Annotated in this window: 14 protein-coding genes; 2 read left to right on the top strand and 12 right to left on the bottom strand. The window is 74.2% G+C overall.

Translation table 11 applies throughout. The features are described 5' to 3' along the window. Positions 1 to 25 precede the first annotated feature (25 nt). Genes hypF through AR3_RS09350 form a run of 5 tightly spaced genes read right to left on the bottom strand, consistent with a single transcriptional unit; the run spans position 26 to position 4,249 of the window. Entirely contained in the window at positions 26 to 2,320 is a 2,295-nt protein-coding gene (hypF, locus tag AR3_RS09330) for a carbamoyltransferase HypF (protein WP_217998504.1), read from the bottom strand. Next, entirely contained in the window at positions 2,317 to 2,994 is a 678-nt protein-coding gene (locus AR3_RS09335; RefSeq protein WP_067911608.1) for a D-sedoheptulose-7-phosphate isomerase, read from the bottom strand. The genes hypF and AR3_RS09335 overlap by 4 nt, the downstream gene beginning before the upstream one ends. Beyond that, the gene (locus AR3_RS09340) at positions 2,991 to 3,236 is read right to left on the bottom strand and encodes a HypC/HybG/HupF family hydrogenase formation chaperone (protein WP_067911611.1); all 246 of its coding nucleotides are present in this window, start codon (positions 3,234 to 3,236) and stop codon (positions 2,991 to 2,993) included. Before AR3_RS09340 ends, AR3_RS09335 begins: the two co-directional genes overlap by 4 nt. Beyond that, on the bottom strand, positions 3,226 to 3,846 hold the full coding sequence (locus AR3_RS09345; RefSeq protein WP_067911618.1) for a D-sedoheptulose-7-phosphate isomerase: 621 nt from the start codon (positions 3,844 to 3,846) through the stop codon (positions 3,226 to 3,228). Before AR3_RS09345 ends, AR3_RS09340 begins: the two co-directional genes overlap by 11 nt. A gap of 19 nt (positions 3,847 to 3,865) precedes the next feature. Further along, positions 3,866 to 4,249 carry a helix-turn-helix transcriptional regulator gene (locus AR3_RS09350; protein ID WP_067911621.1) on the bottom strand — a complete coding sequence of 128 codons (384 nt, stop codon included), beginning with the start codon at positions 4,247 to 4,249 and terminating at the stop codon, positions 3,866 to 3,868. Positions 4,250 to 4,908: 659 nt separating this feature from the next. Here AR3_RS09350 and AR3_RS09355 point away from each other — a divergent pair. Continuing rightward, complete coding sequence (locus AR3_RS09355) at positions 4,909 to 5,325, top strand: Hsp20/alpha crystallin family protein (protein ID WP_067911624.1); 417 nt, start codon at positions 4,909 to 4,911, stop codon at positions 5,323 to 5,325. A gap of 197 nt (positions 5,326 to 5,522) precedes the next feature. Here AR3_RS09355 and AR3_RS09360 read toward each other — a convergent pair whose 3' ends face one another. The 6 genes from AR3_RS09360 to AR3_RS09385 form a co-directional block, all read right to left on the bottom strand. After that, positions 5,523 to 6,701, bottom strand: a complete 1,179-nt coding sequence (locus AR3_RS09360) for an acyl-CoA dehydrogenase family protein (RefSeq protein WP_067911627.1) — start codon at positions 6,699 to 6,701, stop codon at positions 5,523 to 5,525. Positions 6,702 to 6,764: 63 nt separating this feature from the next. After that, positions 6,765 to 8,090, bottom strand: a complete 1,326-nt coding sequence (locus AR3_RS09365) for an adenylosuccinate synthetase (RefSeq protein ID WP_083951177.1) — start codon at positions 8,088 to 8,090, stop codon at positions 6,765 to 6,767. A 19-nt stretch (positions 8,091 to 8,109) separates the two neighbouring features. Next, complete coding sequence (locus tag AR3_RS09370) at positions 8,110 to 9,078, bottom strand: hypothetical protein (RefSeq protein ID WP_067911630.1); 969 nt, start codon at positions 9,076 to 9,078, stop codon at positions 8,110 to 8,112. Positions 9,079 to 9,135: 57 nt separating this feature from the next. Next, the gene (locus AR3_RS09375) at positions 9,136 to 10,158 is read right to left on the bottom strand and encodes a molecular chaperone DnaJ (protein ID WP_067911633.1); all 1,023 of its coding nucleotides are present in this window, start codon (positions 10,156 to 10,158) and stop codon (positions 9,136 to 9,138) included. Further along, positions 10,155 to 10,973 (bottom strand): NUDIX hydrolase, encoded by an 819-nt coding sequence (locus tag AR3_RS09380; RefSeq protein WP_067911636.1) that lies wholly within the window; start codon positions 10,971 to 10,973, stop codon positions 10,155 to 10,157. The genes AR3_RS09375 and AR3_RS09380 overlap by 4 nt, the downstream gene beginning before the upstream one ends. 102 nt (positions 10,974 to 11,075) lie before the next feature. Then, positions 11,076 to 11,618, bottom strand: a complete 543-nt coding sequence (locus AR3_RS09385; protein ID WP_067911639.1) for a TetR/AcrR family transcriptional regulator — start codon at positions 11,616 to 11,618, stop codon at positions 11,076 to 11,078. Positions 11,619 to 11,669: 51 nt separating this feature from the next. Here AR3_RS09385 and AR3_RS09390 point away from each other — a divergent pair, with 51 nt between their 5' ends. Continuing rightward, on the top strand, positions 11,670 to 12,098 hold the full coding sequence (locus tag AR3_RS09390) for an SRPBCC family protein (RefSeq protein WP_067911642.1): 429 nt from the start codon (positions 11,670 to 11,672) through the stop codon (positions 12,096 to 12,098). A 264-nt stretch (positions 12,099 to 12,362) separates the two neighbouring features. Here AR3_RS09390 and AR3_RS09395 read toward each other — a convergent pair whose 3' ends face one another. Beyond that, a complete protein-coding gene (locus AR3_RS09395; protein WP_083951179.1) occupies positions 12,363 to 13,634 on the bottom strand; it encodes a cytochrome P450 in 1,272 nt (423 codons plus the stop codon).

Raw genomic sequence — 13,634 nt, forward strand, 5'->3', positions numbered from 1 at the left:
CCGCGCCCGGCGGGCGGCGGCGCTCTCACGGCGCCGAGCCGCGGTCCCGGGCGGCGGCCACGACGGCCTGGCCGAGGGAGACGCCCCCGTCGTTGGGAGGCACGCGCGAGTGGACGAGCACCGCGAACCCGGCCTCTTCCAGCCCGGACACCACCCGCTCCAGCAGCACCACGTTCTGGAAGACCCCGCCCGACAGGGCGACCGTCCCGAGGCCGGTCCGCGAGCGCAGCACCTCGGCGGCGTCCACGACGGCGCGGGCCAGGCCGTTGTGGAAGCGGGCGGCGACCCGGCCGACCTCCGCGCCCGCCGCCAGGTCCTCGACCGCCGCCCGCACCAGGTCCTTGCCCGAGACGACCAGCTCGGGGCCTTCGGTCAGGCCCGCCCGGTACGCGCCGTGCTCCCCCAGGTGCACCCGCTGCTCGAGTTCCACGGCGGCCTGCCCCTCGTACGTGACCGAGTCGCGCACCCCCGCGACGGCCGCCACCGCGTCGAACAGCCGGCCCGCGCTCGTGGTGAGGGGGGCGTTCGTCCCCGTGCGCGCCATGCGGGTGACGGCCGCCCAGCGCTCGCGGTTGCGCCGCACCACGTCCAGGTCCGGCGGGTCGTCGCCGTAGAGGGCGTCCAGGTAGGCCGCCGCCATGCGCCACGGTTCGCGGATCGCCTTCGCCCCGCCGGGCATGGGCACCGCCTCCAGGTGCCCGGCCCGCTCGTAGCCCGCCAGGTCGGCGACCAGCAGCTCGCCGCCCCACAGGACGCCGTCGTCGCCGTACCCGAGCCCGTCGAACGCCACGCCGATCACGGGGCCGCACGCGCCGTTGTCGGCCAGGCAGGAGGCGATGTGCGCGTGGTGGTGCTGCACCGCGACCGGTTCGGCGTCGGCCTGCTCCAGCGCGTACTTGGTCGACAGGTACTCCGGGTGCCGGTCGTGCGCCACCACCTCCGGCCGGACGCCGAACAGCCGGCGGTAGTGCGCGACGCCCTCGATGTAGGACCGCAGCGTCGCGTAGTCCTCCAGGTCCCCGATGTGGGGGGACAGGAACGCGCGGTCGCCCTTGGCCAGGCAGAAGGTGTTCTTCAGCTCGGCGCCGCAGGCCAGCAGCGGCCGCGGGAACCGGCGGCGGACGGTCACCGGCGACGGCGCGTACCCGCGGGAGCGGCGCACCGGCAGCGTCCGGCCGCGGAACACCCGGACCACCGAGTCGTCGGCGCGGACGCGGATCGGCCGGTCGTGCGCGAGGAAGCCGTCGGCGATGCCCGACAGCCTCGCCACGGCGTCGTCGTCGCGGTGCACGATCGGCTCGTCGGAGACGTTCCCGCTCGTCAGCACGATCGGGCGGGCGAGCCGCCGCAGCAGCAGATGGTGCAGCGGCGTGTAGGGCAGCATGATCCCGAGGTGGCGGGCGCCGGGGGCCACGGCGGCGGCCACGCGGGCCCCGGACCGGCGCGGCAGCAGCACGATCGGGGCGCGGGCGCCGGTCAGCAGCCGCTGCGCCGCGGGGTCGACGTGGACGAGGGCGCGGGCGGCGGCCAGGTCCGGGACCATCAGCGCGAAGGGCTTGTCCGCGCGGCGTTTGCGGGCGCGCAGGTCCGCCACCGCTCCCTCGTGGTCGGCGAGCGCGGCCAAGTGGTACCCGCCGAGCCCTTTCACCGCCAGGATCCGGCCGCGCAGCAGCCAGCGCGCCGCGGTGTCGACGGGGTCGGACCGGACCGCCCGGCCGTCCCGGCCGAGCAGCCGCAGGACGGGCCCGCAGGCGGGGCAGCACACCGGCTGCGCGTGGAAGCGCCGGTCGCCCGGGTCCCGGTACTCGGCCGCGCAGTCCCGGCACATCGCGAACGCGGCCATGGTGGTGTTGCACCGGTCGTAGGGGACGTCGGTGACGATCGTGAACCGCGGCCCGCAGTTCGTGCAGTTGGTGAACGCGTAGCGGTAGCGGCGCGCCGACGGATCGAAGATCTCCGCCACGCACGCCGCGCAGGTCGCCGCGTCGGGCGGCACGAGCGCCTCCCGGTCGGCGCCGTCGACGCTCGGCACGATGCGGAACCCGCGCTCCCCGAGCGGCCGCCGCGCCTCGGTGACGACCCGTTCGACCAGCGCCAGGGGCGGCGCCCGCCGCTCCAGGTCGGCGACGAACCGCGCCAGCGCCTGCGGGGCGGCCTCGGCCTCGGCGAACACGCCGGCCGAGTCGTTGCCCACGAACCCGGCGACGCCGTGCTCGTCCGCCAGCTCGTGGACGAACGGCCGGAACCCGACGCCCTGCACGAGGCCTTCGACGCGGATCCGGATCCGCGCCCGGGGCCCCGCCCCGTTCGCCGACGTCACGGCGCCCCTTCCAGCGCCCGCACGGTCAGCTCCCACAGGACGTGGTAGACGGTCGTCTGCGCCTCCTGGATGCGGTGCACCGACGACGACGGCACGACGAACAGGTGGTCGACGGTCCCGGCCTCGGCCATCGCGCCGCCGTCGTAGCCGGCGAACCCGACCGTCACCATGCCGCGGCGGGCGGCCTCGTCGAAGGCGCGCAGCAGGTTGCGCGAGCCGCCGCTGGTCGACAGGCCCAGCGCGATGTCGCCGGGCCGCCCCAGGGCGGCGAGCCGCCGCGCGAACACCACCTCGAACCCGACGTCGTTGGACAGCGCCGTCAGCGTGGCGACGTCGTGCGGCAGGGAGATCGCGGGCAGGGGCGGCGCGGGCGGCGGCGGGCCCGCGAACAGGCGCGCGACGGCCTGGGCGTCGGTGCTGCTGCCGCCGTTGCCGAACGTCAGCAGCCTGCCGCCCGCCCGGAACGCCTCCGCCATCCGCCGCGCGCAGCGCCGCAGCGCCTCGCCGTGCCGGTCGGCGAGGTCGGCCCGCAGCGCGGCGATCTCGGCCGCCTTCGCCTCGGCCGAGCGCCGGGCGTCCTCCAGGAGGGCGTCGGCGCGGGTTCCGCCCGCGTAGAGGAACGGGTACAGCGTCTCCATGTCGGCGGCGTCGCCCGCGTGGTCCGGTGCGGTCATGGCGTGTCCTTCACGACGGCGATGGCCTCCTTGGCGTGGACGAGGACGACGTCCCCCGGAGCGGCGTCCACCAGCGCCACGCTGATCTCCTCCGGGCCCGCGTCGGTGTCGACGACGGCGAGGCCGTCGCCCTTCAGCTCGCGGATCCGGACGGGGACGGCGCTGTCGGAGCAGGTCACGCAGACGTCGTCATGGCAGACCGGTTCGGCGCGGCGGCGCGGCTCGTCGCGGTCAGCGGGCATCGTCGGGCTCCGGCGCGTCCGGGTGCTCCAGGAACACGTGCACCAGCTCCCAGAGCAGGTGGTACAGGGTGACGTGCATCTCCTTCACCACGCAGGGGTCGTCGGACCCGGCGAGCAGCACGTGGTCGGCGGCGGCGCGGCGCGCGAGCTCCCCGCCGTCGGCGCCGGTCAGCGCGACGGTGAGCATGCCGAGCCGCCGGGCCGTCTCCAGTCCGCGCAGCACGGCCGGGCACCGGCCGTCGCCGGACACGCCGAGCGCGATGTCCCGCGGGCCGCCCAGCAGGTCCAGCTGCGCGGCGAACACCGCGTCGAGCCCCTCGGCCGCGGCGATGCCGGTCAGGGCCGCGGCGTCGTCGGTCAGGGAGACGGCGGGCAGCGCGCGCTTGCCCACGATCACCGGGTGGACGAACTCGACGGCGATGTGCTGGGCGTCGGTCGACGCGCCGCCGCTCCCGAAGACGATCAGCTTGCCGCCGTCGCGGAACCGTCCCGCCATGTCGCGGCACGCGCGGGCCACGTCCCCCGCCTGGCCGGCGAGCGCCCGGCCGGGTTCGGCGCGGCGCTCGAACGCGTCCCGCACCGCCGGCGCCGCCGGCCGTCCCTCGGCCATGCGATGCCTCCTCTCCCGTTCACGAGACCGTGTACGAGCCGTATCGCCCGTTCGGCGACCCGGGCCGCGGCCCGCCCGCCTTGCTCCACCGGACCAGGCAGGCGTCGAGCACCTCGCGCAGCCGCGACAGGCGGGCCATCCACGACTCCAGGTCCGCGCGCCCTTCGCGGGTCAGCTCGTAGCGGCGGCGGGCCGGTCCCGCGTCGGACGTGACCCAGGTGGAGACGACCAGCCGGTCGCGCTCCAGGTTGCGCAGCACCCGGTAGGCGTGGCCGGGCTCCACCCCGCGGACCCCCAGGCAGGCGAGCCGGTCGATGAGCTCGTACCCGTGCCCCGGCTGCTCGCAGATCAGCAGCAGCAGGAAGGGGTGGAGCAGGCCACGCGCCTCGCCGCCGTCCGCCACCGCTCGCCTCCCCTGGTGCGCCGCCGGGCCGGATCGCCGATCGCCTACCCGGCGTACGCGAGGGCTACCTCTGCGTCACGTCTAATTTCGGTCGCGTCCGGGCACAGCTCCGCCCCGCCGCCCGTGCCCGGCGGCGGTCGCGGTCCGGGGCGGCGGCAGTCCGGGCGGCTTCATGTACACCGTCGTCCGTGAAATCCGCAGCGGGCGTCGCCTCAGGGCCGGGCAAAGAAGATCGCTCAAAGCCGTAAAAAGCGGCAAATACCCCTAGTTTCGTGACTTCGACCGAGTGATAGTGGCTGTAGGCCTGTGAGACGAGCGAGGGAGCCGGACCCGAGGTTCTTCGAAGGAGAAATCCGGAGGAGGATCACGGGGAAAGCTGAGAGGCCGGAACGCGTCCAGCGGTACGGCGACCCCTTGAACCTGATCCGGACAATGCCGGCGCAGGGAGAGCGCCTCACAGGTCTTCTCCTGTTCGGAGAGGCGTCCGCCCGCGGGCCGGACCGCCCCTCGGGACGTCCCTTCCGGGCGACCGCTCGACGGTCGCCGCGGGACATCCGCCCAGAACAGTCGACCGAGTCCAGCCGAAGACCGAGAGCGGCCGCCCCGGTACCGGCTGCCTCCGGCGGGCGGTCGCGACACGCCGACCTGAAGGAGACGTCATGGGCGCACTGGAGCACTTGGAGCCGCGCAGCCTGTTCCCCGACCTGTTCGACTGGCTGGAGTCCCCGTTCCCCGCGTTGCGGTCCGGCATGGGGCAGACCATGCGCGTCGAGGACTACATCGAGGGCGACGAGCACGTCATCCGGTGCGAGCTGCCCGGCATCGACCCCGACAGGGACGTGGAGATCACGGCCGGGAACGGCGTCCTGCGCATCCACGCCGAACGGCACGAGGAGAAGAAGGAAGCGCACCGGTCGGAATTCCGCTACGGGACCTTCACCCGCTCCTTCACCCTGCCGCCGGACACCGACTACGACGCGGTCAAGGCGTCCTACGACAAGGGCATCCTCACCGTCCGCGTGCCGCTGCCCAAGACCGCCAAGCCGGAGATCAAGCGGATCGCCGTCCAGAAGTGACCGCGGCCGCCCGGCGCCGCCGCGCCGGGCCCCGGGGCCGCACTCCCGTCCCGTTCGCGGGCCGCGGTCGCGCCGCGCGGACCGGGACGGGAGTGCCGGCGCCGGTCGGCCTCGTCGACGCCGAGCCGGCCGGATCAGGAACCGGATGCCGGGTCAGGGCGCCGACGCGAGCCGGCCGCCGTCGCCCTGCCCGGTGATCAACGCTTCTCCCGCAGGTCGAGGAAGACCCACTCGGCGTCGGGCGCGAGCCCGGCGAGCCACTTGCCGCACCTCTGCAGGACGACCGGCCCCGAGGTGACGTGCTGGGTGCCGGCGTGCAGGTCCCGGAAGAAGCGCTGCAGGACGCCGCGGCGCAGCGCGGCGGTGGCCGCCCACTTGTAGACGGTCTGGCCCACCGCCTGCACGGACCAGGTGGTGTGGTTGAGCATCAGCCGCGTCAGCGTCTCCTGCTCGGTCGTCAGGTGCTCGCCGCGGTCCAGCGTCGCCTCGTTGTCCGCCCACACCTGCATGGCGAACGCGTGGGCGGCCCGCAGCTTCGCCTCCGCCTCCGCGTACGCCGCGTAGAAGTGGTCGGTGTCCACCGACGCGTTCGGCAGGCCGGTCTTCTTGGCCGCCAGCGCCCGCATCTCGTCCAGCATCCGCCTGCCGACGCCGAGCGCCCACCCGGTGTGGCAGATGCCGGACATGTTGGCCAGCCCCAGCCGGTAGATGGCGCCGCCGTTGCGCGGCTCCATCGTGGCGATCTGGTAGACGTACGCGTCCGGGACGAACAGGTCCTCGCACACGTAGTCGATGCTGCAGGTGGCGCGCAGCCCCATCACGTCCCAGTTGTCCACCAGCCTCGCCCGCTCGACCGGGAACGTGAAGATCAGCGCCTCGCCGGTCTCCTCGCACAAGGCGGCCGTGTGGATGTGGCTGGCCATGGAGATGCCGGACGCGAAGTGCCAGTGCCCGGTGATCCGGTAGCCGCCGTCGACCTTGACCGCCGTGCCCAGCTTGGTGCCCTGGCCGGCGATGAGCGCGTACCGCCCGCCGCGCACGTCCGGGAACAGCTCGTCGGCCGCCTCCCTCCCGAGATACGCCGCGGTGGTGCCGGTGACCATCTGCAGCGCCATGAACGACCAGCCCGCCGAGGCGTCGGCGTAGGAGATCTTGGCGATCGTCTCGATCACCTGGCGCGGCGAGAACTCGTACCCTCCCAGGTCGCGCGGTATCCCGACGAGGAACGCGTCGCTGTCGCGCAGGGCCTTGGCGGTCTCGTCGTTGAGCCGGCCGAGCTCCTCGTTCTCGTCGGCGTTCGCCTCGAGCACGGGCGCGATGCCGTCGAGCCGCTCCATCAACGCGTCGAACTCGTCACTGACGTGTAGCTGTCCCATGATGATCAGTCCGGCACAGGGATCGCGATCCGTCAACGGTCCTTCACGGACTCGATATCAAGATCACATAACGGCCGGTTGTGGACACATGGGCGCGGCCGGGGCGACGGACCGGCCCGGGCCGCGGCGACGGGCCCAGGGGCCGCGCTCCTCCTTGTCGTCGGCGGTGGGGCCGTAGGAGCACAGCACGACGGGCGCGGCCAGCGTCTCCTCGATCACCGCCACGGCGTCGGTCAGGTCCGCGTAGACGGGACGGGCGGCCATCAGCCGTTCGGTGAGCGCCGCCTGGCGGCGCAGATCGCCCGGCGGGCCCGCCGGCAGGCGCCGCACCCGTCGGCCGCCGATCTCGTACGCGTGGCAGTACCGCAGATCGCCGCGGGCGCGCGCGACGTCCAGGTGCGTGACGGCGAGCGCGTCCACGCCGCCGGCGACCTCGACGGCGTACCGGAGCGCCACCGCGTCCAGATGTCCGACGCGGAACGGCCCCTGCCACCGTCCCGTCCCGTTGTGGGGTTCGGGCAGTTCGGCGGTCAGCACGGGGTCCTCGGTGACGAACGGGCCCGGGCCGTGCCGCGTCGCGTACGCCCGCAGCACCCCCAGCCGGACCGCCCGCTCACCGCCTGCCTCGGCGAGCAGCGTCTCGGCGTTCGCGAACGTGGTCGTGGACCAGGTGGTGTAGGGGTGGAAGCCGTGCCACTCGTCCAGCAGCACCCCTTGGGCGCCTTCGAACACGACGTCGCCGGTGCGCACGAGCCGGTGCAGGTGCTCGCCGCCGACGATGCGGACGCGCTCGCCGAACGCGGTGAACGCGTCCGCGCACTCCGCGACGTCGGGCACCGGTTCGCCGTCGGGGAATTCCGCGCGGTACCAGTCGCGCAGCGCGGCCAGGCGGCGGCGCAGCCGCGCGGGCGACAGGCAGTCGCCCGCGCGGGGCGCGTCGTCGTGGGCCAGCGCGTACGCGGCGGTCTCGCCGACGCCCACCCCGCAGGAGCCGTGCCGGGCCGCGCCGCGGGCGGTCTCCCGCGCCCGGTTCGCGGCCCGGTGGTAGGGCGTGGTGAGCAGCGCGTCCTCGTCGACGGTGAGCCGGTCGAGCGCGTCCGCGACGCCCAGGGACCGCAGATGGGCGGCCTCGGCGGCGAGCGCGAGCGGGTCGACCATCATGAACCGCGACAGGTGCGTCCGCACGCCCGGTGTGAAGGTCCCCGAGCCGAACTGGGCGAAGGTGTGGTGCCGCCCGTCGGGGGCGACGACGTTGTGCGCCGCCTGCGCTCCCCCGTTGAACCGCACCACCGCGTGGACCGGCTCCGGCCCCCGTGCGCAGAGCCGGTCCACCACGGTGCCCTTGCCCGCGTCCCCGAACCCGAGGTCCACCACGATCACGTGCCCCATCGGCCGCCGTCCCTCCGGGTCACAGGCGGGTGTGGCGCGACGGGCCGGAGCCCAGGTCGGCGGGCGCGGACGACACCGCGGCCGGGGCGCGGGAGGCGTCGAGGCGGGCCAGGGCGCGCGACACCGAGGGGCCCGCGGTGGAGCCGACCTCGTCCAGGTGCGCCAGGCCCTCCGCCAGGTCGATGGCGCCCTCGCCGAGTCCGACCGTCAGCGCGATCGTCTCGCAGACCGCGTCCAGGTCGTCCAGGTAGAGGACGTTCTGGCCGAGCAGCCCCCGCCAGAAGTCCCGCAGCCGGGCGTCGCCGGAGTGGTAGCCGCCCTCGGGGATGATGAAGTAGACGTCGTATTTGCCGCGCAGCTCGCCGAGGATCTCGGCGACCGGCACGTCCCGCCCGGGGTCCGCCCCGATCACCTCGGCGACCTCGGCGCGCTTGACCTTCGGGTACGCCAGCTCGTCGCCGATCATGAACAGGTAGCCGCGCTTGCCGCGCCGTTCCAGGCAGTCGATCGAGGTGTGCCGCGCCATGAAGTACATGGCCAGCTCGTAGGACTCGGTCATCTGGCCGCCGCCCCCGCCCTCCAGCAAAATCTTGCCGAGGTCGTCGTCCATCCGGTTGTCGGACTCGAACTGGCCGATCTGCAGCGGCGCCCGGTCGCAGGTGGCGTCGCCGACCGCGCCGAACAGGATCTGCGGATGCGCGACGTACCCCTTGCGCAGCAGCAGGCCCATCAGGTCGGGCAGCCGCGTCTGCAGCGTCCGGGGCACCGTGCCCATCGAGCCGGTCACGTCGAACAGGACCGCGATCGCCAGGGACTCGGGGTGCTCGTCGGAGTCGCGGCTCTCCCGGACGGTGACGCCGTGCGGGTCGAGGTCGGGGTGGACGGTGGTGGCGCCGCCGTCGCTGTAGGCGAACGCGCTGGCGCCCGTGGCCCTGCGGTAGTCGGCCGCGGCGGCGTACACGTCGGTGGACCAGCGTCCGCTTCCCATCGGAACTCCTCCTTCGTCCGGGTCTCGTCGGGGACCGGTCGGGGTCTTGTCAGGGCCTCATCGGGCGGCGGGCATCGTGAACGGGCGGAACCGGCGCGGCCCGTACAGGCGTTCCAGCAGCTCGTCGAGCTCGGCCAGCAGCCGCCAGGCGTCGCCGGGACGGCGTTGCCAAGCGGGCAGCCGGCAGCCCCTGGCGAACCGCCGCATCAGTTCGGGCGCCCTGTCGCCCATCAGATGGGTCATGCATCCGGTGGCCATGTGGATGTCGGTGGCGGGGCCCGGTCTCCGTCGCGCGGGGACCTCCGGCGGATACCAGTCGGCGTAGCGATCCACCATCGCGGGCACGTGTCCGTCGAAACCGTCGGGGTCGCCGACGGACACCGAATAGCACCAGTCGACGAGCACCAGCCCGTGCAGCTCGGGGTGGATGAGCACGTGCTCGGGCAGCACCGCGCCGTGCACCACGCCCGCCCGGTGTGCGAAGCCGAGCGCGACCAGCAGCCGCCGCCACATCCACGCCGCGTCGCGCGGGTCCACCCCTTCGGGGTAGGCGGCGCGCACCTCGGCCAGGTTGTAGAAGCCGTCGAACTTGGACAGGGCGTTGACCCTGCGCTCCGCGCCCGTGCCCGCGTCACGATGCCGGAACGACTCGACCAGGCGCGGCACGTACGGCAGGAACCGCGGGTCGCCGTCCTCGGAGAGCCGCCGCAGCGCCACCGCCTCCCGCTCGATCAGGTCGCTGTCGCGGGGGTCCCGCGGCATCTTCACGAGCACACCGCCGTCTTCGTGCTCGGCGTCGTACAGATCGGCCAGGTCGCCGCGGGCCGCGCGGCCCGCGAGCCGGTAGCGGTGCCTCCGCGTGGTGATCGTGTGGGAGTCGCCCCCCCGGTAGCGGCGCCACAGCGCGTTCAGGCGGGTGAACGCGTCCTTCGTGCGGCCGCCGTTGACGTCGGGGTGGACCACGCGGGCCAGACGCCGGTAGACGCGGGCGGCCTCGGCCGCGTCATCGCCGAACACGTCGGCGGGGGTGCGGGCGCGGTCGAGCAGCGCCAGGGCCTGGTCGAGGTCGGGCGCCGTCACCGGACCTGCTCCTCCCGGCTGGGCCGCAGCAGCGCGGGGTGCAGCAGGCGGGCGTCGCCGGCCCGGTAGAGCTTGGGGCGCGGGCCGCCGCGCCGACCGGCCTTGTCCGAGGTGCCGCCCGTGCTCTCCACGAACCCGGGCACGGACAGGACCTTGCGGTGGAAGTTGCCCGCGTGCAGTTCCTCGCCCCACACCGCCTCGTACACGGCGCGCAGTTCGGGGATGGTGAACTCGGGCGGGCAGAACGCCGTCGCCAGCGGGGTGTACTCCAGTTTCGAGCGCGCCCGCTCCAGCCCGTCGGCCAGGATCCGCGCGTGGTCGAAGGCGAGCTTGCGGGTGGTGCCCGGCCGCTGTTCTCCGGTCTCGGTGAGGCCGAGCGCGTCCACCGGCGTCCACGCCGCGTCGGCCGCGTCCCCTCCCGCCCGGGGGTCGGGCAGTTCGGGGGCGAACACCAGGTACGCGACCGAGATGACGCGCATGCGAGGGTCGCGGCCGGGCGCGCCGTACGTGGCGAGCTGCTCCAGGTGGATGCGCTCCAGCGGGCCCTCTCCGGCCTCGAGCCCGGTCTCCTCGGCCAGCTCCCGCACCGCCGCCTCGGGCAGGTCCTCGGCGTCGCGGACGCCGCGCACGAATCCGCCGGGCAGCGCCCACATGCCCGCGTACGGCGCCTCCCCGCGGCGGACGAGCAGCACGTGGAGCGCGCCGTCGCGGATCGTCAGCGCGACCACGTCGACGGTCACCGCCACCGGGTCGTAGGCCCGCGGGTCGTAGCGCTCCAGGAACTCCCGCTCGCCCTCCTCCCCCAACGCGGCCATGGACCGGCACCCCCAATCGATCTCAGCTTGAGAATATCTCAACGTGAGAAGAACTTACCGGACGGGACGCCCGCCGTCCACCCCTCCGCGGGCGGAGTCGGCCTACTCGGGGAGGCTCAGGGCGATGAACTCCTCGACCATCCGGTCGATCTCCTCACGGTCGCCGGTGGCCAGCAGGTCGAGCAGGGCGCCGCGGGTGCAGGCGAGGATCATGCGGGCCCGGACGCGGCGCTCCTCGGGCGTGGCGCCGGGGACGTGCTCCAGCCCCTCCAGCCAGGAGTCGACGATCCCGTCCAGCAGAGGAGCGGCCACGGGATGCCCGGTCAGCGCCAAGCCGTACAGCTCGAAGAACAGCCGTTCGTAGGGGGCGAGCGCGGGGTCGCTGAGGTGGCGCCAGAACGCGCGGGCGAGTTCGCGCGGCCGCCGGCACGTGGCGCGCAGCCGCGCCAGCACCTCCCGCTGACGGCGTTCCATCTCCTTGACGACCTCCACGAGGAGGCCGTCACGGGAGCCGAAGTGGTAGATCAGCATGCGGTGGCTGGTCCCCGCGCCCGCCGCGATCCGCCGCAGGCTGCGGTCGCCCACCCCCTCGGCGGCCAGATGCTCGATCACGCGGTCGAGGAGGGCGGCCTTGGCGTCGCTCATGAACCAAATGGTACATTCAAGGTCCTGGCATCTCGGATCTGAGGAGTCGCGATGCGGCATGAGGTCGTGACGACGGTGCGGGCGCCGGCCGAGCTGGTGTGGGAGACGATCGCCTCGGTGGAGCGCTGGCCGGAGTGGACGCCGACGGTCACCGCCGCCCGGAGGCTGGACGACGGCCCCCTGCGCGTCGGCGCCCGGACCGAGGTCGTCCAGCCGGGCCAGCCGTCGCGCGTGTGGGTCGTCACCGAACTGCGCGACGGCGCGTCGTTCACCTGGAGCTCGGGCGGGCGCGCGCTGCGTCTCACCGCCGGGCACGCCGTGCGCGCCGGCGAGGACGGCGAGGTCACCGTCGCGCTGAGCTTCGCGGTCTCGGGACCGCTGGCGCCGCTGGCCGCGCTGACCGCCGGCCGGACGATCCGGCGCCTCCTCGGCACCGAGGCCGAGTCGCTCAAGCGGTGGTGCGAAAGGCAACGGGCCTGACCGTGTCGGCCGGTCCGCCGCCCGGTCCGCCGGCCGGCGGCCGTGCCCGACGCGCTCCGGTCACCATCTGAAAACCCCGGCGTTGCGCCGCCGCCCGAGGAGCGCCGAGGATCGGCGCAGGAGAGTAGCGGGCTGCACTCTCGCGGGCGCGGGCGCCGCCGACATCCGGCTCCGCCAGGTTCGGCGGCACCTGCGCCCCAACGCGTTCACGGTGTGCGGCGGCCCGCCGTCGCGGGCCCCCTCAGGGCGTCGGACGGCGCCGGGTCAGCCGACGCGGACGGGCACCGTCCGCGGTCCGCGCACCTGGCCGACGGACCAGGTCACCGCGGCGGGGTCCGCCAGGGTGAAGGACGGGATGCGCTCGAGCCAGACCTCCAGGGCGACGCGCAGCTCCATGCGGGCCAGGTGGGAGCCGACGCAGCGGTGGATGCCCAGGCCGAACGCGGCGTGCCGGTTGACCTCGCGGTCGATGACGACCTCGTCGGCCCGATCGAACACGGCGGGGTCGCGGTTGGCGGCGGGGAACGACAGCAGGACCCAGTCGTCGGCCTTCATGTCCACGCCGCGCCAGCGCATGTCCTTGCGGACGAGGCGAGCCATCGTCACCGGCGCGTAGGCGCGCAGCAGCTCCTCGATCGCGGTGGGCAGCAGGCCGGGTTCGGCGACCAGGCGCTCGCGGTCGGCGGGCGTCTTGGCCAGGTGCCACAGGGACGCGCCGATCGCGCTCCACGTGGTGTCGATGCCGGCGATCAGCAGCAGCGCCATCATGCCGGAGACGTGGGTCGCCGACAGCTTCTCGCCGCCCAGCTCGGCGTTGAGCAGGTAGGTGGTCAGGTCGTCGCGGGGGTTGTCGACGTGGTCGTGGATCTGCTCGAGCAGGTACTCGAACAGCGGATCCATGCGCTCGACGCGCTCGTCGGGCGACAGGTTGACGCTTTCGAGGACGTTCTCGACGAACTCGCGGAACCGCGGCCCGTCCTCGGGCGGGAAGCCGAGCATGTCGGCGATCACGCGCACGGGGATGTGCTGGGCGTAGTCCTTCGCGGCGTCGACGACGTCGCGTCCGTCCATCGCGTCGATGAGCGCGTGGCAGTACGCCCTGGTCGCGGGTTCCAGCCGTTTCACCGCGCTCTTGGTGAACGGCGGCAGCAGCAGTTTGCGGGCGTCGTGGTGGAACGGCGGGTCGGAGGTGATCGGCGGGGTCAGGCCGCTCGGCGCCACGTCGGGGGACGGCCGGAAGTTGCTGACGACGACCGCCCGCGAGGTGAACCGCTCGGTGTCGTAGGCGACGGCCGCGACGTCCTCGTAGCGGGTGGGCAGCCAGGCGCCGCCGAACCGCTCGGTGTGCGCGATCGGGCAGCGCCGCCGCAGGTCGTCCTGGATCGGGTAGGGGTCGGCGGCCCACTCGGGGTCCACGTGGGAGAAGTCGGTGGCCCAGTCCGTCACGGGGCCCGTGATGACCTCGCTGGAGGTGGCCGCCGGACGGGCGTCGCGCAGCCCGCGGGCGTCCACCGCGAAGCGGTCGTCGCCCGCCAT

The organism is Actinomadura rubrobrunea NBRC 15275 (assembly GCF_001552235.1).
GTDB lineage: Bacteria > Actinomycetota > Actinomycetes > Streptosporangiales > Streptosporangiaceae > Spirillospora > Spirillospora viridilutea.